This window comes from Acinetobacter sp. 102, from assembly GCF_037028485.1.
In the GTDB taxonomy this organism is placed as follows: Bacteria; Pseudomonadota; Gammaproteobacteria; order Pseudomonadales; family Moraxellaceae; genus Acinetobacter; species Acinetobacter higginsii.
In genome coordinates, this window is the sequence record NZ_JAZEZK010000021.1 from 1 (window position 1) to 21,946 (window position 21,946).

The 21,946-nt window shown below is 40.3% G+C and carries 22 protein-coding genes and 1 pseudogene; 15 read left to right on the forward strand and 8 right to left on the reverse strand.

Annotated features, from left to right (window positions below; all coding sequences use genetic code 11):
- Positions 1-849 precede the first annotated feature (849 nt).
- The 3 genes from WA352_RS17740 to WA352_RS17750 all read left to right on the forward strand — a co-directional run bounded on the left by WA352_RS17740 (position 850) and on the right by WA352_RS17750 (position 2,985).
- The gene (locus WA352_RS17740) at positions 850-1,119 is read left to right on the forward strand and encodes a YARHG domain-containing protein (protein WP_004807247.1); all 270 of its coding nucleotides are present in this window, start codon (positions 850-852) and stop codon (positions 1,117-1,119) included.
- Between the two features lie 97 nt (positions 1,120-1,216).
- Complete coding sequence (locus WA352_RS17745) at positions 1,217-1,630, forward strand: HIT family protein (protein ID WP_005203514.1); 414 nt, start codon at positions 1,217-1,219, stop codon at positions 1,628-1,630.
- A gap of 254 nt (positions 1,631-1,884) precedes the next feature.
- Positions 1,885-2,985 carry a porin gene (locus tag WA352_RS17750; protein WP_336143485.1) on the forward strand — a complete coding sequence of 367 codons (1,101 nt, stop codon included), beginning with the start codon at positions 1,885-1,887 and terminating at the stop codon, positions 2,983-2,985.
- A gap of 107 nt (positions 2,986-3,092) precedes the next feature.
- Here the strand turns inward: WA352_RS17750 and WA352_RS17755 are convergent, their stop codons facing one another.
- Positions 3,093-3,971, reverse strand: a complete 879-nt coding sequence (locus WA352_RS17755; protein ID WP_004807253.1) for a LysR family transcriptional regulator — start codon at positions 3,969-3,971, stop codon at positions 3,093-3,095.
- A 146-nt stretch (positions 3,972-4,117) separates the two neighbouring features.
- Between WA352_RS17755 and speB the strand changes: the two genes are divergently transcribed.
- The 3 genes from speB to WA352_RS17770 are packed head-to-tail and all read left to right on the forward strand — an operon-like array spanning position 4,118 to position 8,018.
- Positions 4,118-5,080: an agmatinase gene (speB, locus tag WA352_RS17760; protein WP_033133105.1), complete on the forward strand. Its 963-nt coding sequence runs from the start codon at positions 4,118-4,120 to the stop codon at positions 5,078-5,080.
- Positions 5,081-5,132: 52 nt separating this feature from the next.
- Positions 5,133-6,449 carry an MFS transporter gene (locus tag WA352_RS17765; RefSeq protein ID WP_033133104.1) on the forward strand — a complete coding sequence of 439 codons (1,317 nt, stop codon included), beginning with the start codon at positions 5,133-5,135 and terminating at the stop codon, positions 6,447-6,449.
- Positions 6,450-6,506: 57 nt separating this feature from the next.
- Positions 6,507-8,018, forward strand: a complete 1,512-nt coding sequence (locus WA352_RS17770) for a purine-cytosine permease family protein (RefSeq protein ID WP_033133103.1) — start codon at positions 6,507-6,509, stop codon at positions 8,016-8,018.
- Between the two features lie 62 nt (positions 8,019-8,080).
- On the opposite strand, the gene WA352_RS17775 is transcribed toward WA352_RS17770, so the two are convergent.
- On the reverse strand, positions 8,081-8,695 hold the full coding sequence (locus tag WA352_RS17775) for a YidB family protein (protein ID WP_004653391.1): 615 nt from the start codon (positions 8,693-8,695) through the stop codon (positions 8,081-8,083).
- Between the two features lie 118 nt (positions 8,696-8,813).
- The gene (locus WA352_RS17780) at positions 8,814-9,275 is read right to left on the reverse strand and encodes a DUF6231 family protein (RefSeq protein WP_016540206.1); all 462 of its coding nucleotides are present in this window, start codon (positions 9,273-9,275) and stop codon (positions 8,814-8,816) included.
- Positions 9,276-9,312: 37 nt separating this feature from the next.
- Here WA352_RS17780 and WA352_RS17785 point away from each other — a divergent pair, with 37 nt between their 5' ends.
- Complete coding sequence (locus WA352_RS17785; RefSeq protein ID WP_004653389.1) at positions 9,313-10,182, forward strand: DUF2797 domain-containing protein; 870 nt, start codon at positions 9,313-9,315, stop codon at positions 10,180-10,182.
- Positions 10,183-10,225: 43 nt separating this feature from the next.
- Here WA352_RS17785 and lpxB read toward each other — a convergent pair whose 3' ends face one another.
- Complete coding sequence (gene lpxB / locus WA352_RS17790) at positions 10,226-11,404, reverse strand: lipid-A-disaccharide synthase (protein ID WP_162180563.1); 1,179 nt, start codon at positions 11,402-11,404, stop codon at positions 10,226-10,228.
- 248 nt (positions 11,405-11,652) lie between these two features.
- Here lpxB and WA352_RS17795 point away from each other — a divergent pair, with 248 nt between their 5' ends.
- Genes WA352_RS17795 through WA352_RS17805 form a run of 3 tightly spaced genes read left to right on the forward strand, consistent with a single transcriptional unit; the run spans position 11,653 to position 13,777 of the window.
- Complete coding sequence (locus WA352_RS17795) at positions 11,653-11,946, forward strand: hypothetical protein (RefSeq protein WP_033133101.1); 294 nt, start codon at positions 11,653-11,655, stop codon at positions 11,944-11,946.
- A 2-nt stretch (positions 11,947-11,948) separates the two neighbouring features.
- Complete coding sequence (locus tag WA352_RS17800; RefSeq protein WP_033133100.1) at positions 11,949-13,508, forward strand: PepSY-associated TM helix domain-containing protein; 1,560 nt, start codon at positions 11,949-11,951, stop codon at positions 13,506-13,508.
- Positions 13,505-13,777 carry a hypothetical protein gene (locus WA352_RS17805; protein ID WP_033133099.1) on the forward strand — a complete coding sequence of 91 codons (273 nt, stop codon included), beginning with the start codon at positions 13,505-13,507 and terminating at the stop codon, positions 13,775-13,777. The genes WA352_RS17800 and WA352_RS17805 overlap by 4 nt, the downstream gene beginning before the upstream one ends.
- A 48-nt stretch (positions 13,778-13,825) precedes the next feature.
- Here the strand turns inward: WA352_RS17805 and WA352_RS17810 are convergent, their stop codons facing one another.
- The 3 genes and pseudogenes from WA352_RS17810 to WA352_RS17820 form a co-directional block, all read right to left on the reverse strand.
- Positions 13,826-14,215 carry a hypothetical protein gene (locus WA352_RS17810; RefSeq protein ID WP_033133098.1) on the reverse strand — a complete coding sequence of 130 codons (390 nt, stop codon included), beginning with the start codon at positions 14,213-14,215 and terminating at the stop codon, positions 13,826-13,828.
- 412 nt (positions 14,216-14,627) lie between these two features.
- Positions 14,628-14,819 (reverse strand): hypothetical protein, encoded by a 192-nt coding sequence (locus WA352_RS17815; protein WP_005188714.1) that lies wholly within the window; start codon positions 14,817-14,819, stop codon positions 14,628-14,630.
- Between the two features lie 35 nt (positions 14,820-14,854).
- Positions 14,855-15,228: pseudogene (locus WA352_RS17820) on the reverse strand (hypothetical protein).
- Positions 15,229-15,444: 216 nt separating this feature from the next.
- Here WA352_RS17820 and WA352_RS17825 point away from each other — a divergent pair.
- The 3 genes from WA352_RS17825 to WA352_RS17835 all read left to right on the forward strand — a co-directional run bounded on the left by WA352_RS17825 (position 15,445) and on the right by WA352_RS17835 (position 18,294).
- Positions 15,445-16,332, forward strand: coding sequence for a sulfite exporter TauE/SafE family protein (locus WA352_RS17825; RefSeq protein ID WP_033133097.1), 888 nt, complete (start codon positions 15,445-15,447; stop codon positions 16,330-16,332).
- A 118-nt stretch (positions 16,333-16,450) separates the two neighbouring features.
- Complete coding sequence (locus WA352_RS17830) at positions 16,451-17,542, forward strand: 3-deoxy-7-phosphoheptulonate synthase (RefSeq protein WP_004653380.1); 1,092 nt, start codon at positions 16,451-16,453, stop codon at positions 17,540-17,542.
- A gap of 149 nt (positions 17,543-17,691) precedes the next feature.
- Positions 17,692-18,294, forward strand: coding sequence for a LysE family translocator (locus WA352_RS17835; RefSeq protein ID WP_005315656.1), 603 nt, complete (start codon positions 17,692-17,694; stop codon positions 18,292-18,294).
- Positions 18,295-18,318: 24 nt separating this feature from the next.
- Here the strand turns inward: WA352_RS17835 and WA352_RS17840 are convergent, their stop codons facing one another.
- Positions 18,319-19,137 (reverse strand): AraC family transcriptional regulator, encoded by an 819-nt coding sequence (locus tag WA352_RS17840; RefSeq protein WP_033133096.1) that lies wholly within the window; start codon positions 19,135-19,137, stop codon positions 18,319-18,321.
- Positions 19,138-19,256: 119 nt separating this feature from the next.
- On the opposite strand from WA352_RS17840, the gene WA352_RS17845 reads away from it, so the two are divergent.
- Together WA352_RS17845 and WA352_RS17850 are read left to right on the forward strand one after the other, a co-directional pair.
- Positions 19,257-19,760, forward strand: coding sequence for a hypothetical protein (locus tag WA352_RS17845; RefSeq protein ID WP_033133112.1), 504 nt, complete (start codon positions 19,257-19,259; stop codon positions 19,758-19,760).
- A gap of 73 nt (positions 19,761-19,833) precedes the next feature.
- On the forward strand, positions 19,834-21,945 hold the full coding sequence (locus tag WA352_RS17850) for a TonB-dependent receptor (protein WP_033133095.1): 2,112 nt from the start codon (positions 19,834-19,836) through the stop codon (positions 21,943-21,945).
- Position 21,946 lies beyond the last annotated feature (1 nt).

Consider the following 21,946-nt stretch of genomic DNA (forward strand, 5'->3'; position numbering starts at 1 on the left):
GTTTTAATATATTTCAGCATTTTTCATATTCTTGTTAAAAAACTTAGCTTTCAATGGCGTTTAGATAATAAATCAAAAAATTAATTTAAAAAACCACATAAATATCAATCAATTATATTTAAATCTAAGACGCTTCGCAATCAAAAGATTAGAATTACTTCCAATGCAAGTCCTGTATTCACTATAATAGCCGTGCAGGAGCAAGGACTTCCCGATGGTTGTATTGATACTTCACAGGGTTCCTGCCGTTGGGTCAGTAATTTTACTCCCATTGACACAAGCGGTAATTAACAATTATTTAAATTGATTAAGATAAGCCCGTAGTCAATCGAAAGAACGAAGGACGCCACCCCAAAGGCTCACTATTTAGTGAGCCTTTATTTTTTAATCCGCGTTGACTCTTATTCATTCTAAATATTTTGAATAAAGCATTCACGATCCAATTTTTATGATTTCAAATCCATTTACAATCTTCATTGTTTATTCTGCAATTGAACAAAATACAACCCAGAATATCATGTACATTTTATTTTGTTAAAACATATATGGCAGCAATCAATATATAAATAAACCTTTAAAAAGAGCGAAATACTATAAAACAAGCAATTTAATGCACAATAAAAATCATCTTAATCATTTGTTTTATATAAAATTATAATAAAGCTCTTGATATATAAGGCTTTTCCATATTATAAGGATAAATTATGGAGTAAACTTACACTCGTACCATACAGTTTCATTGAAATTTCATTAATAAACCTTATATTGGTATATGCGTAGCGATCAAGCGCCATATGGATCTATTTCATACAGCATTGATTTATACTTTTTTGATTAGAGGAACACCTCATGAATAAGTTAATGGTTGCGGTTTTTGCTGGCTTAATTACCCTCACAGGTTTTAGTGTACAAGCTGCAACACCAGAACAAGAATGTAAAAAGTTACAGGATGACTCGAACCTGATCTATGCATCTAAAGGATTCTGTTTTAAAGACGCGGATGCTAAAGCGAAGTTTGGTAACGAAAATTGCCATACGACTAAGCCAAAGTTTTCTGATAAAGAACAACAACGTCTTGATGAAATCAAAGCTCGTCAAAAAGAGCTTAACTGCAAATAAGCAGCCAAATATCGTGTTTTAAACGCCCCAATTCACTCTCTGATCACGGAGAGTGAATGCTATTATTGAAAAAATAAGCCTATCTAAAGGATGAATCATGGCATACGATGACCAAAATATTTTTGCACGAATCCTTCGTGGTGAATTACCTGCAATCAAAATCTATGAAGATGATCAGGTTCTCGCGTTTATGGATATTATGCCCCAAGCAGATGGTCATGCTTTAGTGATTCCAAAGACACCAGCAGTTACCTTATTGGACCTCCCTGCCGATGCGGCTGCATATACCATCCAGATCGTGCAGAAAATTGCCAAAGCAATGGAAACTGCCTTAGATGCCAAAGGTATCGTACTTATGCAGCTTTCTGGTGCAGCAGCGGGACAAACTGTCCCTCATGTGCATTTCCATCTGATCCCTAGTTCAGTGCATGAACTTGGTCGCCATGCGGCAAAAATGGGTGATCAGGAAAAAATTACAGCACTCGCTGGAAAAATCAAAGCTGCACTTTAAGTTCTTATTTTTATAAAGACGGAGTTTTTACTCCGTTTTTTATTGTTTGCTAATTATATAAAAAATAATAAGAAATATAATTATTACTAAATATGAATCGTCATCAAACTGTCATTTTTCTTTCACTTCTCTGTCACAAAGTTTACCGATACTGCATACAAGTCAGTGAGCTATGTAACTTTATGTACATAAGCAAGCTCATAACAGTAACTAAGGCATCAGCCATTTACAAAAAGTGTTTTGGAGAAATCTCAATGAAAAAATTGCTTCTTGCTGCTACTGTAGCAACTTTAGCCATGAATGCAGCGCAAGCAGCACCAACATTGTATGGTAAGCTCAATGTGACTTTAGATCAAATTGATAAGAATGGCTTTAAAGACGAAAGCGTAACTAAAGTAAACTCAAACGCTTCTCGTATCGGGGTAAAAGGTGAAGAAAAGCTGACTGATAACCTTTCAGCAGTTTACTTAATTGAATGGCAAATCAGTGCAGATGGTGACGGTGATGTATTTAGTAACCGTAACCGTTATGTCGGTATTAAGTCAGATGGTATCGGTACTTTAAAAGTAGGCCAATATGACTCTTACTTTAAAACTGCTGCGGGTAACAACCAAGATATTTTCAACGATCACAACGAACTGGATATGACCGCTGTTTTGGCTGGTGAAGATCGTTTAAAAAACGTGATCGGTTTTGAAACTGATAAAAAATTACTTGGTGGCCTAGCATTCAACATCATGTTCCAACAAGGTGAAGAATCATCTACTGTATCGAACAATGCAAAAGGCCAAAAAGGCAGCCGTGATAGCTTTGGTGATGGTGTTTCAACCTCAATCACTTATGAAAACAAAGACTTCGGTTTAGCTGCAGCAGTTGCAGGTAACTTTGGTGTTGCATCTAAATACAATGCTTATAACAGCGAATTAGGTGGAAACATTTACTCTGATGCAATCCGTGTAACAGGTTCTTTAGACTTAACACCTGCAGGTGTTGATGGCCTAGTGTTTGGTGCATTATGGCAAACAACTCAACCAACTGATGACACAGTAATTACGACAAGCGGTACTCCAGCTGTTGTAACGTCTTATAAAGGCTTGCAAGAAGATGCTTACGGCGTAACTGCTGCATACGTAATTCCATCAACGCCAATTAAGTTAAAAGCAGAATATATCTCTGCAACAACTGAAGTAAATGGTCGTGATGATCGTAAACAAGACCTTTATGGTGTAGGCGCTGATTACCAAATCAATAAACAAACACGTTTCTACGGTGTTGTAGGTCAACAAAAACGTGATTGGTTAGTGAAAGATGATAAGAAAACAAACATCGGTTTAGGTATGGAATATAACTTCTAATTTGAAGCTACCTCCTATCTTATAAGAAAAAGGGCGATCTTGATCAGCCCTTTTTCTTTTGTATTACACTCACAATACTTTGATATTTCCTAACTCGGGAGCTCCCATCAAAAAAAGCCTTTGATAATTTTACGGAAACTCTGAATAACAGGATCTTTAGTTCTGCCTCGTCTAAAAATAAGCGAAAATGGTGCTGTATAACCAAATGTTGCTGGAAGTAGCACTTTTAAGCGTTGTTGTTCCACCCAATATTGAGCAAAATGCTCTGGCAAATAACCAATATATTGCCCTGATAAAATAAGTACCAATTGTGCTTCCATCGAATCAACTGTAGCAAAAGAATGCTTAAATCCTTGTTTGGCCAATTCGGTATGACTCCAATAACCACGACTGACCATTTTTTCACGTCGAATAATTTCTGCCGTTAGACCTTGCTGTTTATATAAGGGGTGCGTATCACTACAAAATAACCATTGCTGTTCTTTGTGCAAAGCTTGATACATCACGCCATTCATTTTCAGAAAAAAAGATCCAATCGCAACATCAAAACGATTTTCCAAAATCCCCATCTGCAACTCATAGGGAGATTGCACCTGCAATTTAATATAAACATTTGGATTCTGTTCTGAAAACTGTTGGATGATTTGATCTAAAGGGATATTTCGATCTGTCACCATGGAATCCAGCATCCCTATTTTAATGGTACCTGTCAGTTCGCCCTTGATCTGTGCAGTGTGCCTAGAAAAATTTTCTAACTCATTCAGTATGCGCTTGGCTTCCTGAAAAAACATTTCACCTTTTTGAGTGATTGCAAAACCACCACGTCCACGTTCACATAACTTGAAACCGACCATATGTTCCAATTGATTCATATAGGTACTAATGGCCGAGGTTGATAGGTTGAGCTCTTGCTGTGCATTGGCAAACCCTTGATTCTTTACAATACTGACAAAAATTCGAACTAACTTGATATCCATATGCGTCATGGCTTTTATCTCAATTTTCCCTCTGCCTCACTTCATCTTAAAACATTCTTGTAAAACTTAGTTTAGAAAAATCAAAACTAAGTTTTTAAAAAATAGGATTTAACCCTGTTCCGAGCTGATCAATAAATAAGAAAAAGGAGAAGCAAATGAACAAGCGCTTAAATCAACCGCTCGGTGGCAACGAAATGCCGCGTTTTGGTGGCATTGCCTCAATGTTACGCCTACCAGTTGTCGATAATGATGCAGGTTTGGCCGAACTGGATGCGGCTTTTATTGGGATCCCTCTAGATATTGGTACATCTTTGCGCTCAGGCACGCGTTTTGGCCCGCGGCAAATTCGTGCCGAATCGGTCATGATTCGCCCATATAACATGGCAACTGGCGCAGCACCATTTGATTCACTCAATGTGGCTGATATTGGTGATGTCCCGATCAACACCTTTAATTTGACAGAAGCGGTACGCATTATTGAAGAACATTATGATCGCGTACTGGCCCATCCGATTATTCCGCTCACGATTGGTGGTGATCACACGCTGACTCTTCCAATCCTACGTGCGATCCATAAAAAACATGGGCCTGTTGGTTTAGTTCATATCGATGCGCATGCAGACGTCAATGATGAGATGTTTGGTGAAAAAGTCGCACATGGCACCACCTTTCGACGTGCTGCTGAAGAAGGACTACTTGATTGTCAACGCGTTGTGCAAATTGGTTTACGGGCTCAAGGCTATAGTGCAGATGACTTCAATTGGAGTCGACGACAAGGCTTTCGGGTCGTTCAAGCTGAAGAATGCTGGCATAAATCGCTCGCTCCCTTAATGGAGGAAGTGAGAGCGCAAGTTGCTGGCGGGCCTGTGTATTTATCCTTTGATATCGATGGGATTGATCCTGCTTGGGCGCCAGGTACAGGAACACCAGAGATTGGTGGTTTGACCACCATTCAAGCCATGGAAATTATCCGCGGCTGTCAGGGCCTAGATCTGATTGGCTGTGATTTGGTTGAAGTCTCACCGCCTTATGACACGACAGGCAATACCTCATTGCTTAGCGCGAATCTGCTGTATGAAATGTTGTGCGTCCTCCCAGGAGTGAAAATACGTAAATAACATCCCACGATAAAACAAGAAAAATACATGGATAAAAATAGGTCGAGATGGAATGAAAAAAGATCAATCAAAACGGGCTGCCGCCGCGGCCTTCGTTGGAACAACAATCGAGTTTTATGACTTCTATGTTTATGCCACAGCTGCAGCTCTCGTGCTCGGCTTGGTATTTTTCCCTGAAACCGATCCTGTAACAGGGACATTAGCGGCTTTTGCAACCTTTGCTGTCGGTTTTATTGCCAGACCAATCGCTGCCGTTATTTTCGGGCATTTAGGCGATAAATTAGGTCGCAAAAAAATGTTGTTATTTACCATGCTGCTGATGGGACTGGCCACCACTGGGATTGGCTTGATTCCCAGCTATGCGCATATTGGGATTTGGGCCCCTGTTCTTCTCATCGTACTACGCTTTTTGCAAGGCTTGTCAGTCGGTGGTGAATGGGGTGGCGCAGTACTCATGGCCAGCGAACATGCTCCTGCCCATAAAAAAACTTTTTTCGCCTCTTTTGCCCAAATGGGCAGCCCAGCGGGTCTGATTCTGTGCCTTTTAGTCTTTAAAGGTATTACGTCTTTGGATGAACAAGCCTTACTGAGTTGGGGCTGGCGTATACCCTTTTTACTCAGCTTTGTATTTATGCTTATTGGCCTAGCCATCCGTCTAGGCGTAGAAGAATCCCCTGAATTTAAACAGATGCAAGCCAAACAAGAAATAGCCAAATACCCAGTAAAAGAGTTGCTTAAAAACTATTGGCCTCAAGTGGTTTTTGCTGGGCTGGCGATTACCATTGGGACAGCGGGTTTCTTTTTCACCAATACCTTCATGATTAGCTATGTCACCCAATATATGGGGATCAGCCGCCCCACGATTTTAGATGCTTTGTTTTGGGTCACCCTATTTGAATTTTTAGCCATGCCAATTGCGGCTTGGTATGCCAGTAAAGTCGGGACACATCGTTTTCTGTTCTGGGCTGCAATCCTCTGTATCGCCATTCCATATCCAATGTTTATGCTGGTGAGTACCCAAAATATCTATTACATCGTGTTGGGGATTACGCTTGCGGTCATTGCGCTGTCTTCTTTATATGCCGTTGTCGCTGGCTTTATGGCGGAAGCTTTTCCTACACATGTCCGTTATTCAGGGATTTCCATTTCCTATCAAATGATTGCGGCAATCACCAGTGGAACCACCCCCATCATTGGCACTTTTTTGGCTCAACATTATGCAGGCCAATGGTTACCTTTGGCGTTCTTATTTAGTTTTCTCTCGCTGCTGTCCCTCATTGGCATTTGTGGCATTACCCGATTAAGACAAAAGCAACTTTCTCAGGAACAGGCTGAACAAAAGCACGTCAGCCCCAAACAAGCCGCTTAATGGATGAGCAAACAAGCAAACCTGAACTTGATAAATGGATATTAAGAGTAGCGCATTATGCATAGAGATCGTTCTAAACAGATTACAACAATCGAAAGTTATGGTATCGAAGAAATACCTGCACATGCCCGTACAGCAAGCCCTTTTGATCTATTTCGTTTAAGTTTTGGTGGTGCTAATACCTTTTCGACCTGTGTCTTAGGTAGCTTCCCGATTGTCTTTGGTCTTTCTTTTCAAGCTGGATTCTGGGCAATCTTGTGTGGGGTTATCTTGGGGGCCTGTATCTTAGCGCCAATGGGAATTTTTGGTGCACGTACGGGAACCAACAACGCCGTGGCTTCTGGCGCTCATTTTGGTGTACATGGCAGAGTTGTCGGCTCATTTTTATCCTTACTTACCGCCATCGCATTTTTTTCGCTCTCCGTGTGGAGTTCTGGCGATGCACTGATTGGTGCAACCCAACGTCTATTTGACAGTTCTTATCAAAGTAACTGGCTATATGGATTGGTTTATAGTGGCTTTGCCTTATTGGTACTTACGATTTGTATCTATGGCTTTCGCTTTATGCTACTGGTGAACCGAGTGGCCGTGATTGCATCAAGTCTATTATTCTTTTTAGGTCTGTTTGCTTTTTCCAAGCAATTTGATTCAACTTACGCAGGACAAATTCAACTCGGACAAGCTGGATTTTGGGCAGCTTTCACAGGTGCAGCCTTGATTGCATTCAGTAACCCAATTTCCTTTGGTACTTTCCTTGGTGGCTGGTCGCGCTATATTCCGAAAGAAACAGCCTCCCATAAAATCATGGTAGCCGTATTTGCTTCACAGCTTGCAACCTTAATTCCCTTTCTGTTTGGTCTAGTCACCGCCAGCATTGTTGCTCGCAGTGCTCCCGTGTTTATTGAACAAAATAATTACATCGCAGGACTAATTCAAATTGCGCCAGCTTGGTACTTTATTCCATTGTGTTTAATTGCACTGATTGGTGGTTTATCTACTGGAACTACAGCCTTGTACGGTACGGGTTTGGACATGTCGAGTCTTTTTCCAAAATCACTCACACGTGTTAAAGCCACGATCTGGGTTGGCCTATTGTCCATCCTGTTTATTTTTCTAGGTCGTTTTGCAGCGAATCTGACTCAAAGCGTCATGACTTTTGCCACTCTAATAGTGGTGTGTACCAGTCCTTGGATCATCATTATGATTATCGGATTTATCACACGGAAAGGTTACTATAAAAATGATGATTTACAGGTGTTTGCAAATGGCCTAAAGGGTGGCATTTACTGGTTTCATCATGGTTGGAATTGGCGTGGCATCATCGCATGGATACCCAGTGCGCTTATCGGTTTATGCTTTGTTCATTTACCAGATCAGTTCATTGGTATTTGGGGACATTTATTCAACGGTCTTGATCTGAGTTTACCGATCAGTATTACACTCGCAGCACTGCTTTATATTTCACTGCTCAAACTGTTCCCTGAACCAAGTACTGTATACAAAGCAACATCTAGGGCGAAAAAGACCAAGCAGCAATGTAATAGATCATTGCTGTCAGAATCGCAATGATGTAGATATATAACTTAGAAAAAAGCCTGCTCAAGAGAACAGGCTTTTTCGCATCGGATTTTTTACTTTTTAAGGAAGCCACTCACCAAATTCAAAACTTGCTGAATATCTTGGTTGGCTTCTTGTGGATTGGTACTGCTACCTTGCGGTGTTAAAGAATCAATCACTTGCGGTAAAACTGAAGCAATTGCACCATAAATCGCTTGTTTCGGTGCTTGAGTTTGTTGTGCAACTTGTTCTACATCTTGGTCATCAAATAAACTTTGAATATTTTGCTCTGGCACATCTTGTGCATTTTGTTGCTGTGGATCTACCCAGCTTTGCACTTGATTCGATAAACCGGCATTTTTTAGTTTATCCAATGCACCTTGTAAACCGCCTTGTTTTTGAATCCAAGCTAACACCAATGGTAAAACTGCAATCAATAAAGTTTGTGCGGTATTACCACCAGTTGCATTACTTTGGGTTGAAGTATTTCCACCACCCAATTGTCCTAAAACTGAACCCAAAATACCACCCAAGCCACCTTGCTGGCTTTGGGTATTTTGCTGTTGCCCACCAAGTTGACCTAAAACAGAACCTAAAATTCCACCTAAACCACCCGCTTGGCCTGATTGTTGCTGACCGCCTAAAGCTTGCTTTGCTAAAATTTCAACAATGTTGGTTAAATCAGTCATGACTTAAACTTTCCTTTGGAATTATTTATCCAAAAAGCATACGCTGCTTTGAAAGCACAAAACAAAGTTAAATTGTTAAATTTTGCAAGAACTTGCAACTCTTTCCAGCCTGATTATTTTACCAGCGGAATTTATTCCAATTCTCAGGATTCGCCCAGAACTTGGAGTTAAACCAGTCAGGTACATGCTTATAAGTCAAAATATTAAATTGCCATAAAGCAAAATCACTGCCGTGTGTGGTTTTATCAATCAATTGAGTAAAGCCAAGCGAACGCAATAATTTTTCATCGCCCAGTTTACTGACCACGACAATTCGTTTGGCCATCAGGTCACGTAACTTCACCAACAGCTGTGATTTTTGCGTTTCGGTGATGTTTTGCATTTCTTCTGTATCAAATAATACAAAACCTAAATCATAACGCTGCGTAAATGGCAGACTTAAAAAGTCAGTTACGCTAAAATAATGCCATTGAATTGAAGCATTTTGGTCAATCTGCTGACCTATACAAAGTGCAGTATGAATGGGCTGTTCTTGAGATAAATCGTCTAGCATAGAAGTGATGACATTTTGTTCAGCCATAACTGCAACCCTTGATTGAAAAGATGAGAGTTTATTAATGGAACTACAAGGCATTTGTCATAAAATGCATGCAGCGCTCAAAACGCATAGTGTAACTGATCAATCAACAAGCAAGGCAAATGTTGAATATAAATTTATATTAGATCGTTCAGAAACTGACCTTCCTTTTGTTTTAGGTCAAGAAATTGAGATCGAATGGACTGGCAATATCTTTTGTACCTCTTGTGGCGCAAAAACACCGAAGTCTTATTCGCAGGGTCATTGTTTTAAATGTTTTAAAACCAAGGCCGAATGTGACCTGTGCATCATGAAACCTGAAACCTGCCATTATCACTTGGGAACCTGTCGTGAAGACCAGTTCGCACATGATGTTTGTTTCCAGCCACATATTGTGTATTTAGCCAACTCAAGTGCCTTAAAGATCGGGATTACCCGTATCGTCAATATGCCAACCCGTTGGTTAGATCAAGGGGCAACGCAAGCTTTACCGATTATGAAAGTCGGTTCACGTCGTTTGTCTGGGCATTTGGAAACGTTAATTGGTACACAAATCGCAGATAAAACCGACTGGCGCAAATTGCTGAAAGGTGAAGCTGAACCTTTAAATCTGCTTGAACAACGTGATCAAATTCTTGAAGAATTCGCTCCGAAAATTCAAAGCATCCGTGAAGAATTCAATCAGAACCTTGAATTTAACGAAAGCTTGGAATTCTTGGAAGATGAAACGCCACGTGAATTTATTTATCCCGTTGAACATTATCCTGAAAAGATTAAATCACTGAATTTGGATAAAACCCCAAAAATTCGCGGTGTGTTGCAAGGAATCAAAGGCCAATACTTATTATTCGATATTGGTGTGATCAATATCCGTAAATATACAGGTTACGAACTAATCCTTCGTGCCTGAAGCATATGCATAAAAAAGGTGGCTTAATCGCCACCTTTTTTATTTAGCCTGCATTTAAACAATTGAGAATCGCTTGTACTGGATCTTCGGTATTACCCGAGATCAACTGTTTATGCATGCTCAAATGTTGCATCATTTGAATATGCGCCGTTTCATGATCCATTAATTTTTCGATTTCAGTGGCTAAATGCTGAGGCGTTGCATCGGCCTGAATCAGTTCCTCAATTACTTTCTTGCCTGCAATGATATTCGGCAATGAGTAGTATGGAATTTTGACCATGAATTTCGCAATCAGATAGGTCAGCCAGTTCAATTTATAAAAAGTCACCATTGGACGGTGCAGTAACATTGCTTCAAGAGTCGCGGTACCAGAAGCCAAAGCCACAATATCACTGGCATTCATCACCATACGGCCAATTTTTGACTCGGCATCGCTATTTTCCAGAACATGAATTTTAGATTTCAGGCTGGTATCTAGATTTTGAATGCCCTTTTCAATCTGATGCTTGCGTGCATCATTAATTGCAGGGATTAAAAACTCCAGATCAGGATGCTTCCGATGAAGAATTTCAGCAGCACCCGTGAGCAGTGGTAACAATCGTTCAATTTCACCACGGCGACTTCCTGGTAATAAAGCAATATGGGTTTTATGCGCAGACAAGCCTAATTGATGCTTGGCTTCAGTAATTGGATTTTTTAACGGCAGTTGCTTTGCCAATGGATGCCCAACAAAGGCAGCGGCAACCTCATAATTTTCATAAAAGGTTTTTTCAAATGGAAATAAACATAGAACCAAATCGATACTGCGTTTAATGCCATGAACACGACCTTGACGCCATGCCCATACCGATGGGCTGACATATTGCACGGTTTTTATCGGTAACTGTTTTTCTTTAATAGTTTTAGAGAGGCGTAAATTAAAATCGGGTGCATCAATACCAATAAAGATATCAACGGGATGCTCTGTCCAGCGTTCAACTAAACCGTCACGCACAGCAAACAGTTTTTTTAAATCTTTAAGGACTTCAACAATTCCCATCACTGAAAGAATTTCCATCGGATAATAACTGTGAAATCCTTCAGCAATCATTTGTGGACCACCAATCCCTTCAAATTCAGCATCGATGCCTTGTTCGCGAAAACTGCGCATGAGTTTCACTCCTAGAGTATCTCCAGAAACTTCTCCCACCACGATACCAATTTTTAGTTTTTGCTTTAACAAGACCCACGCCCCACAGAAATGTTTAAATGATTCTAACAGAATGATTTTACATCGAATCACCCTATACCGCGCAAATTGTTCATGATTGGTGAACATTAGTTCTGATCTAAGATGACATTTATTATTCAAAATACAATCTAGATTTACGATGAATGAAGAATTGATTGAGATTCCGCTAAGATTTAATATAAACAAGAATCATTTCCATATGTGATTCATTTCCCCCTTCTTTCGCTTCAAGACCCTTTATGGCTAAATCTGCATCTATTTCGCTTGTCTATCGACTGAGCATTTTTTATCGCTTTGTGCTGAGTTTTGTTGTTGGCTATGTGTGCATGATGTATTTGAGCCTTGGACTCGGTTCATTGTTTAGCCATCTATTAGACAAGGCAGAGGCAATCTATCTTGCGGCATTTATTTCAATTCTATTTTATCTAGCCTTTATCATTTTGAGTTTTTGCGCACATTCACTGTGGAAACTCAGCTTGACTAGTCTGGTTTTGACAGGCGCTTTGTTTGGCTTATCTGTGGGTTTAAATTAAAAATGCAAAATAAAGGCGTTCGCCAATCAATGGCATGGTTGCATGCGTGGACAGGTTTAATTTTTGGCTGGCTTTTATTTGCCATTTTTTTAATGGGTACCAGCTCCTATTATCGACATCAGATTAATCTATGGATGCAACCACAGCTGGCGCAATATCAAGTTAATCAAGATACTGCTATTCGTACAGCAACGGATTATTTAGCTAAAAATGCGACTGATGCCAAATCTTGGTATCTCAACATTGCCAATCATGAAGAACCTGTCAACAAAATGTACTGGCAACAAGCCAGCGGCGGCTATGAAAGCCGTAGTTTAGATGCCAATACGGGGCAAGAGCTAAAACTCTCAGCGACCCAAGGTGGAGATTTCTTTTATAACTTCCACTTTCAGCTCTATGGTGTTCCCATCATGGTCGGACGGCTAATCGCCTGTCTCGCTGCCTTTATTATGCTGATTGCTTTGGTCTCTGGGATTATCACGCATAAGAAGATCTTTACCGATTTCTTTACCCTTAGAACCTTTAAATCACAGCGTTCTTGGTTAGATTTTCATAATGTCTCCTCTGTACTGGCATTGCCCTTTTTCCTGACCATTACTTTTACAGGATTGGCAATTTTCTTCTATCTGTACTTGCCTTGGGGCATGCAGAAACTCTATCCAGAGAATCCATTTCAATATTTTACTGAGATCAGAACCACTGAAAAAAGCACAACGCATCAAGCTGAACCTAAAAAAGCAGAAATGTTGCCCATGAGCAGCTTATTAGAAAAAGTAAAACAACAATGGGGAGATCAAGCCTTAGCATCGATTGAGGTCAAAAAACCAAATACAGACCAAGCCATCATTACCTTTAAGCAATTAGAAGATCGTTCGATTACCTTAAATCAGGCACAAATCACCTTTGATGGACAAGGTCAGGTATTGGCTAATACCCGAAATGAAAGTACTGTTGCGACCTTAAATGCGGGTGTTTATGGCCTACATATGGCGACTTTTGCACAGCCGATACTGCGCTTCGCTTTCTTTTGCTCAGGCATTTTGGGATGTTTGATGATTGCGTCTGGCCTCTTGCTCTGGAGCTTAAAACGCCAGATTCAAAATAAATCGAATCAATTTCATTTTGGCTATTATTTGGTGGATCGTTTAAATGTTGCAGCCTTTGTCGGCCTTCCTATGGCAATGCTCGGCTATCTATTCGCCAATCGATTGGTCCATATCACTGAAACCACACCCAACTATGAAATTTATACCTTTTTCAGCGTATGGGGACTGAGCTTTATCATCGCTTTATTGACCAAAAAACACTATTTATGGAAATCACAGATTTGTATTTTCGGGTTGATTGCTTTGATTCTACCTGTCTATAACTTGGTGTACTTGATTCAACATCAGCTCATCACTGATTTACACAGCTATTGGATATTCTTGCGAATTGATTTGTTCCTGCTGATCTGTGCCCTATTTGCTGTGTTTATTTTTAGAAATATCCAGCCGATTCAAGCGAAATCCGTTCAAAAAATTAAAACTAAGTTAGCGAAACAACTGGAGGTCAACGCATGATTCTGTTGAGCCTTGTATTGACCCTCATCGGGATGTTGTTGCTGTATAAATGTAGCGCCAAGCAAATCAGTAAAGCCAAACAACAAGTTTTCATTCGCTATAAAGCCCAGTTGAGAGTTTTAGCTTATATCTGCTTTTTGATTGCAGGTAGTTTACTCTGCTTCACCTTTGGCAGTTCAATTGGCTTTATCAGTTGGTGGATCTTCGCCACACCCGTGACCTTTGTGTTGGTGTTATCAGTGAATGAGCTGAAGCCTACAAAGAAATAAAGATGCAGCGTCTCAAAGGCTAAATTTTATCTATGTCATTAATGCGAGTTAACGTCGAGATATAGACTCGTCAGCTAATACTGTTAATTCAGATGCGTCTATAAGTAACTTACGTAGCAAATCTAGAATTGGATCAGCTTCTATTATTTCGCCCTTAATTTGTGCAATCTGTACAGAATGCCACTCCGTTGAAAGTTCCTCATCTTCAAACTCACAAGAACATACGATGAGATAACTTCTGCCAACGACGTTAAGCACAAAGTCCCATCCATGATCTTCAGCATAAATATCTTTGCAGGAAATTTGTTGTAGAATTAACCTTTCACGCAGCCAAACTGCGAATTCATCCCCTCCTATGAGTTCATTAATCGCATCAGGACGGGGTGCCACACCTTTAAAAATATCTGTTTCTATCTCAAATAGATGATGGAAATACATAAATTAACGCTCTTTATATACTTATTGTATGATTGCTTAATATCGGTGACCTAAGCCCTATTAAGGAATTATGAATAACTAAGCGACATTCCCTTTGTTCAATAATTTTAGTCTAGTCATGTATAAAAACAATTTTTATATTTTATTTAATTGATTCGCACCTTTTGAAAAAACGACTTATCTTTAAATATATTCATACAAAACAAAAAATTGATTAAATAATCCTAAATTAATCTACATTTTCCATTTTATTTTTTGGCATTATCCGTTAACAATTAAGTTCTTATATGTATTAGTTTTATTTTTCTAGACCTACACGATAAACACAGACTAAAAAACTTAATCACTTTCTTTATATTTTTCACAACAGCTACCCTTAGCTTCTGCCAAGGATAGCTTGATTACTTAGAAATTAATGCCCGTGATGGCTATGATCTTCCTGAGCAGCCGTTTTGTCCTTGTCATCACAACATTTCATCTTTTTTTCACAGCACTCTTTTTTATTAGCAGCCTCTTTTTCCTTACAGCAATCACTCGCAGCAAAAGCAGGTACAGTCGTGGCCAATAAGAGTGTTGAAAGCAATACGGTTTTAATATTAAACATCATCATGTCCTTGAAATAAAAAAAGAAATTTGAATTTATAAAAACAGAACATGATTTGGGGGCGATAAGGTAACTGATAGATCCCTAAAGTCAGTTGATCTAAATAAGCTGAATTTGCTGTTTTAATTGATTGTATGCTTCGCTCAATGGAATGATGGCTGTGTTCAAAAGTTGCAGCAACACAGCACAGACTCTTTTGACAGTGTGATGTATCCATTTTGCCACTGTCCATACGGTCATGCTTCGTCATCATAGACATTCTACAATCAGACATCGCATCGTGATTTGTCATGACTTGTTCTACGACAGGTTGATTTACTTCATTCATAGACATAGCCATTGCATAGCTATTGGTGATAAAACACATAGCAATCAGCAATGAAATGAGGCTTCGAATAAAGATAGACATAGAGCGAAATGATCAAACATACAATCCGTGTATGAATCTCAAAATAAACCAATCACAGTTCATAAAGCAAGCTGATCTGACTAAAGATGATCTAAAAATCTAGAAAATTGGCTTTCTTTAGCTTTTTTTTGCATAAGCAAATCATTATTCATCACAACGAGTTATCTAAAAAAAGCATAAGATATGCTGATTTTTGCATAATTAGGCATATTGTCGATGTTTGGTCCTATAGAATTTATTATGGCTGGGGTATTGGTTGGCTTCTGTGTCGGTATCACAGGTGTCGGTGGCGGCTCATTGATGACCCCAATCCTGATCAGTCTATTTAAGATCGAACCGCATATTGCCATTGGTACTGATCTACTTTATGCCTCAATCTCAAAATTCTGTGGTTCAGTGGTTCATGCCAAAAAACTAAATATTGTCTGGCCAATTGTACTCTGGCTCGCGTTAGGCAGTATTCCAGCCTCTTTTGCAACCTCTTGGGTACTTGAACATTATCTCAGTCAGTCCACCCATTATAAAGCGGTATTGACCATGGTTTTGGGCTTTATGCTGACCTTGACCGGTATCTCAATTGTGTTCCGTGCGCAAATTGAAAAGTTCTTTGACAAATTCCGTAACCGTGAACAAGCGGATATGGAAAGTGAACAGCATGCATTGCAACACAAACGTCATTACATTGTGATTATGGGTATTGTGCTCGGTATCTTTGTAACCTTGTCTTCTGTGGGTGCAGGTGCTTTCGGTATCATGGCCTTAGTGCTTATGTTCCCGAACCTTCCTATGATCCGTATCATTGGTTCAGACGTGGTACATGCGGTATTACTGACAGCAGTTGCTGGTCTAAGTCATATGTCCTCAGGTAATGTCGACTTTACCCTGTTAATGTGGTTATTGGTGGGTTCAATTCCAGCCATTATTGTCGGTACACTCATCAGCTCACGTATGCCAGAACGACTAATCCGTAAAATTCTAGGCATTACCCTATTTGCTTTGGGTGTGAACTTCATGGTGAACCCAATTAAGGCGAAACCAAAGCCAGTTGAAACACATCAAGCAGTTGTGGTTCAGCAAACAAAGCACGTAACAACAACTGTTTAAGCGTTGTAATGCCGATTATTTCTACATAAATTATGCTTTTCGCTAGTTAATCAATCGGCATTTCATGCTATATTCGTAGACAAAATAACCTTTTCTTTCGATTGAATTTGTGACAGCAATGAATACTCTACAGTCAAATCCAGTTTCTCAGCCAGATATCGACGACGTTAATATTAAAAGCATTCAAACTTTGATTACCCCAGCAGAACTGAAAGCTGACCTCCCTTTATCTGATGCTGCTTCTCAAACTGTGTTACAAGGACGTGCAACTGTACGTAACATTTTAGATGGCAACGACAAACGCTTGTTTGTGGTGATTGGCCCTTGTTCGATTCACGATCCTAAAGCTGCACATGAATATGCTGATCGCCTCAAGGTTCTCAGCGAAAAAGTAAAAGACACCTTATATTTGGTGATGCGTGTTTATTTTGAAAAACCACGTACCACAGTTGGTTGGAAAGGTTTAATCAACGACCCTGACATGAACGACTCTTTCAATATTGAAAAAGGTTTGCATATCGGTCGTGGATTACTAATTGATTTGAATGAAAAAGGTTTGCCATGTGCAACTGAAGCACTTGATCCAAACTCACCACAATACTACCAAGACTTGATTTCATGGTCTGCGATTGGTGCACGTACCACGGAAAGCCAAACTCACCGTGAAATGTCTTCTGGCTTATCATCTCCTGTTGGCTTCAAAAACGGTACAGATGGCGGCTTAACTGTTGCGACCAATGCGATGCAATCAGTTAAACATGGTCACAGCTTCTTGGGCCTGAATGAAAATGGTCAAGTTGCGATTATCAATACCAAAGGCAACCCTTATGCACACGTGGTATTACGGGGTGGTAATGGCAAACCTAACTATGATGCAACTTCAGTTGCTGAAGCGGAAGCAGCTTTGGCAAAAGCTAAAGTAAGCAACAAGATCATGATTGATACTAGTCATGCCAACTCAAACAAAGACCCGTACTTACAACCTTTGGTTTTGAAAAACATCACGGAACAAATCCTTGATGGTAACAAATCAATCGTTGGGATCATGGTAGAGAGTCACTTAAAAGGTGGTCGTCAGGATATTCCTGAAAATCTATGCGATCTTGAATACGGTAAGTCAGTGACTGATGGCTGTATCGATTGGGAAACCACAGAAAAAGCATTACTCGAAATGCATGAAGCATTGAAAGACGTCTTACCAACACGTTAATTCGATCTTTTAACTGCGATGAAAACAGGCTCTTATGAGCCTGTTTTTTTTGTTCGTCAATTCGGCTAGCTTGCACAAACGTACAATACAGCCCATAGTACTTTGCCCTATTTTGATCATCCTTTGTTATTGATTCATTTAGGTTGGTCATGGAAATTTTTCTTTATACCTTAAGTGTGATGTACAGCCCAGGTCCAGTGAACTTTATGGGATTAAATGCTGGGCTAACAGGACAATTCTCCAGAACATTAGGCTTTTTTGCAGGTGTGGGCTGCTCCATGCTGATGCTATTTGTTGTATTTGGTTATGCAGGTGCGGCACTGATTCCCCATGCGTATTTGCATTTTATTGCCTTGATCGGGGCGCTTTATACCTTTTATATCGCCTATAAAATGATGACAGCGCATACCGAATTAAAAACAGATCAAACCCTATACAAAAGCCTCAGCTTTTGGAATGGTTTCTGGATTCAAAGCTTGAATCCGAAAGCGATTTTGGTGATTTTACCTGTGACCACCATTATGTACCCTGCAGCACATATCACTGGTAGCTTGATTCTGATTGTTTCATTACTCATTTCTCTCGGTGCAGCGGGTGCTCCGTTGCTTTATTCATTTGCTGGAACAGTAATTGGCAAAAAATTGAGTAATCCAATTTGGCTCAATCATCTAAATAAAATACTGGGTATCTTTTTAATTATTTCAGGTCTATTTATGTTGAGTGATTTCTTAAAAGGTATGCATCTTATTTAAAGCTTTTTTAGTCGCAAGCACAGCTTATTTCTGATGTGTATAAATCTCTTTCCATCTTGCTGGGGTAATTCCAAAGGCTTTGCTAAAGTGCCGAGTCATATGGCTTTGGTCAAAAAAACCAGCAATGATGGCGGCCTGAGTCAGTGACTCTCCATACATCAAACACCTTTTCACGATATCTAGCCGACGCATGGTCATATAACGATGCGGACTGGTGCCAAATAGCAGTCTAAAATCACGAGAAAGGCTCCAACGATCACGTTGGATATTCTGTTCTAAATCATCCAAACTGATGTTCTGACCCAGTGAAGCGTGTATAAACTCTCTAGCACGCTCCGCCGCAATATAATCATAGCGTTGCCGCGCACGTACTGGCTGACCTGCAACTTCATACAAGGTTGTCGCCAAGTCATATAAAGCATCTTCTTCTTCTAAAAGATCCAATGGATCCTGCATATTTTGCAAAAGTGTGTGGGTGACTCGATAAAGCCGTGGATCATCACTCAGCCCATCTTTGAAAAAAGGCAGTGGTTTGCCTTTCATGATCTTTTGAATCAACGCAGGTTCAACGTACATCATTCGGTAGTGAAAGCCGTCTTGAGTCCCTGCACTACCGTCATGTTTTTCATCTGGATGCAATACCATGGTCATGCCATGCTGGCTATGTCTAACCTCACCACGATAATGAAAGCTTTGCACACCAGACAAGGTTCGACCAATCGCAAAGGTATCATGTTGATGTGACTCATATGCATGATCAGAAAAGAAAGCTTCAATCCTTTCCAAGCGATCACTATCTGAAGCTCTGACAATCCAATCAGAATGATTTGCTATTTTTGACACGCTGATCTGCCTATAAAAAATTGAATTCAGCAGTCTCAGAATACCTTAATTTTGCTTTGATCTATAAGTCATTTTTTGATTATACTGCTGCCACATTTCTCCTACGACGTATCGCTGATATGAAGTCCAGTTTTCGTCAACATTTGCTTAAGTGGCGTGCCTATTTTGGCGCGATTACTTTGCTATGTTTACTCTGGCATATCTTCCTACCAACGATGGTCCATACAGGCGTCGTTCCTGCACTTTATGCAATGCCAAGCCATTGCCAAGTCACAGAAATTCAAAATGTCTCGTTGATGTCACAGACACATTCAGGTCATCATCAACAGAGTATGCACGACATGCATCACGGACCGCAGCTAGAGCATGTCAAACATGCCCAGCTGAGTGAATATGCACAACACGTGTATGCACTGGCCAGCCAAATCATGAAGCATTGTCCATTATGCTCCCATGGTTTAGATGCCGCTGTGATCGTCCCGCTGATTGCATTCATTATTATATTTCTACTGGCTTGGTTCAGTCGTGTTCGCTGCCTGTGCCATACGTGGACAGAAGATCTGCACATCGCCCGCATCTTTTATATTTTTCCGATCAAACAAGCCCCACCACTGACTTTATAAATCGCAAATTTTACTTCGTGCCCCGTTAATAACGTTGGTGCGCCCTTAGTTATTGCTTTTTATAGAGTTCATAATGAATACTCAATTCCGTTTGTCTGTATTAGCGGCTGCGTGCCTGTCTGTTGGCTATAGTTCTGCTACTTTTGCTGAAACTGTGCCATCTGATACCACCAAAACCTTAGCCACCATTGTTGTCACCGCAAGTCGTGAAGGTGAATCGATTAATAATACCCCTGCTGCGATCAGTAAAATGAATAGCAAGGAGATTGAAGATAAACATGCAACCTTTATTGGACAAGTGCTGAATCAAACCCCAGGCGTGTTAATGAATGACTTGGGCAATGAACAGCATATGATGTCCATTCGCCAACCGATTACCACAGCAGCCGTTTATCAATATTTAGAAGATGGTATTTCGATTCGTCCTGTGGGTGTGTTTAACCACAATGCCTTATATGAGGTGAATTTGGCGGGCATTGATAGTATCGAAATTTTACGTGGCCCTGCTAGCAGCTTATATGGCAGCAATGCGATTGGTGGAACCATTAATTTCCTCACCAAAGCACCGAGTACTACACCCACAGCCAATCTGGGCATCAGTGCCAGTTCTAAAGGGTATCGCCGTGTCGATGTCGGTGCATCGAATAGCTTTGATAGCGAATGGGGTGAGCATGGGTTAAGACTTTCTGCCTATGCCAGTGATCGTGGTGATAGCTGGCAAGACCATGCTGAAAGCAATAAACAGAGTGTGACACTCAGACACGACTGGCATATCTCTGATGCCACCCAAATCAAAAATATCCTCAGCTATAACCATTTAAAAGCGGATATGACCGGTAGCTTAAATCCGGATGATTATCGCAAACGTCCTGGATACAGCTACCAAACATTCACCTATCGTGAAGTCGATGCCACACGGCTTTCTTCTCAAATTAGCCATCAATGGAATGATCAGCAACAGAGTCAAGTTACCTTATATTATCGTGACAATACTACCGAACAAAATCCAAGTTATAACATCCGTACCGATGTTAAAAATGGCACACCGACGGGTACTTATAGCGGTCAAACTACCTATAACGCCTTTCAGTCCTATGGCTTAAATGCGCAGCATTCAGCGACATTTGATCAGGTCAAACTGATTGTTGGGGCGATGGCTGACCATTCTCCTAACCAAGCCAGAACCAATGATATTCAGGTATTCCGTGACCCGAATACCTTGGTATATACCGGTTATCAACAACGCCAGCGCTTACGCGACTTTAATGTAGACGTCAATAACCAAGCCCTCTATGCACAAGCCAATTGGCAAGTGTTACCGACTTTAAATTTAGTTGGTGGTGCACGCTATGACTGGATTAGTTATGACTATGAAAATAAATTAATTCCATCAAAAACCACAGGCGCACCGAATGAGAAACGTGATTTTCAGAAAGCTAGCCCGCAAGTCGGTTTTGTCTGGAACATCACCCCAGCGCTTGATCTTTATAGTAATTGGTCGCAAGGTTTTGTACCGCCAGAGGTGAGCAGTTTATACGGGGCGAATCTGGTGACACCTGACTTGAAAGAAGCCACATTTAATAATATTGATGCAGGTCTGCGCTTTAAATTATTCGATGATCGCTTAGATGGTGAAATCACCCTATATCGCTTAGAAGGCGAAGATGAAGTGATGAGCTATACCAAGCCAGATAACACACGCGAGCCACGCAATGCAGGCAAAACCTTACATCAGGGAATTGAAATTGGGGGAACATGGAAACTCAGTGATTTATATAATCAGCGCTTAAAACTCTCAGGTAGTGTGGCCAAACATGAATATCAGCAATTTCAACCGTCGAGTGTTTTAGATTATAGCGGCAACACCATGCCAAGTGCGCCTAAAACATTTGGTACGCTTGAATACCAGATCAAACCAATACCTGAGCTATTACTCTCTGCAGAAGCGGTTTATGTCGGTTCTTACTGGATTAATGATGCCAATACGGAAAAGTATGATGGCCATACTTTGCTGAATCTGCGCGCCAATTACCGTAAAAATGCTTATGAAATCTACGGGCAAATCCTGAATGCCACAGATCAGCATTATGCGGAAAGTACCTCATTTAGTAATAACCAAGTCAGTTATACCCCCGCTGCACCACGTACCTATTTATTAGGTTTACGTTATCATTTTGGGAAATAAG

Bases quoted from the DNA above. Each gene is read 5' to 3' on its own strand.
- WA352_RS17740 (WP_004807247.1), top strand. From the start codon at position 850: ATGAATAAGTTAATGGTTGCGGTTTTTGCTGGCTTAATTACCCTCACA.
- WA352_RS17745 (WP_005203514.1), top strand. From the start codon at position 1,217: ATGGCATACGATGACCAAAATATTTTTGCACGAATCCTTCGTGGTGAA.
- WA352_RS17750 (WP_336143485.1), top strand. From the start codon at position 1,885: ATGAAAAAATTGCTTCTTGCTGCTACTGTAGCAACTTTAGCCATGAAT.
- WA352_RS17755 (WP_004807253.1), bottom strand. From the start codon at position 3,971: ATGACGCATATGGATATCAAGTTAGTTCGAATTTTTGTCAGTATTGTA.
- speB (WP_033133105.1), top strand. From the start codon at position 4,118: ATGAACAAGCGCTTAAATCAACCGCTCGGTGGCAACGAAATGCCGCGT.
- WA352_RS17765 (WP_033133104.1), top strand. From the start codon at position 5,133: ATGAAAAAAGATCAATCAAAACGGGCTGCCGCCGCGGCCTTCGTTGGA.
- WA352_RS17770 (WP_033133103.1), top strand. From the start codon at position 6,507: ATGCATAGAGATCGTTCTAAACAGATTACAACAATCGAAAGTTATGGT.
- WA352_RS17775 (WP_004653391.1), bottom strand. From the start codon at position 8,695: ATGACTGATTTAACCAACATTGTTGAAATTTTAGCAAAGCAAGCTTTA.
- WA352_RS17780 (WP_016540206.1), bottom strand. From the start codon at position 9,275: ATGGCTGAACAAAATGTCATCACTTCTATGCTAGACGATTTATCTCAA.
- WA352_RS17785 (WP_004653389.1), top strand. From the start codon at position 9,313: ATGGAACTACAAGGCATTTGTCATAAAATGCATGCAGCGCTCAAAACG.
- WA352_RS17795 (WP_033133101.1), top strand. From the start codon at position 11,653: ATGGCTAAATCTGCATCTATTTCGCTTGTCTATCGACTGAGCATTTTT.
- WA352_RS17800 (WP_033133100.1), top strand. From the start codon at position 11,949: ATGCAAAATAAAGGCGTTCGCCAATCAATGGCATGGTTGCATGCGTGG.
- WA352_RS17805 (WP_033133099.1), top strand. From the start codon at position 13,505: ATGATTCTGTTGAGCCTTGTATTGACCCTCATCGGGATGTTGTTGCTG.
- WA352_RS17810 (WP_033133098.1), bottom strand. From the start codon at position 14,215: ATGTATTTCCATCATCTATTTGAGATAGAAACAGATATTTTTAAAGGT.
- WA352_RS17815 (WP_005188714.1), bottom strand. From the start codon at position 14,819: ATGTTTAATATTAAAACCGTATTGCTTTCAACACTCTTATTGGCCACG.
- WA352_RS17825 (WP_033133097.1), top strand. From the start codon at position 15,445: ATGTTTGGTCCTATAGAATTTATTATGGCTGGGGTATTGGTTGGCTTC.
- WA352_RS17830 (WP_004653380.1), top strand. From the start codon at position 16,451: ATGAATACTCTACAGTCAAATCCAGTTTCTCAGCCAGATATCGACGAC.
- WA352_RS17835 (WP_005315656.1), top strand. From the start codon at position 17,692: ATGGAAATTTTTCTTTATACCTTAAGTGTGATGTACAGCCCAGGTCCA.
- WA352_RS17845 (WP_033133112.1), top strand. From the start codon at position 19,257: ATGAAGTCCAGTTTTCGTCAACATTTGCTTAAGTGGCGTGCCTATTTT.
- WA352_RS17850 (WP_033133095.1), top strand. From the start codon at position 19,834: ATGAATACTCAATTCCGTTTGTCTGTATTAGCGGCTGCGTGCCTGTCT.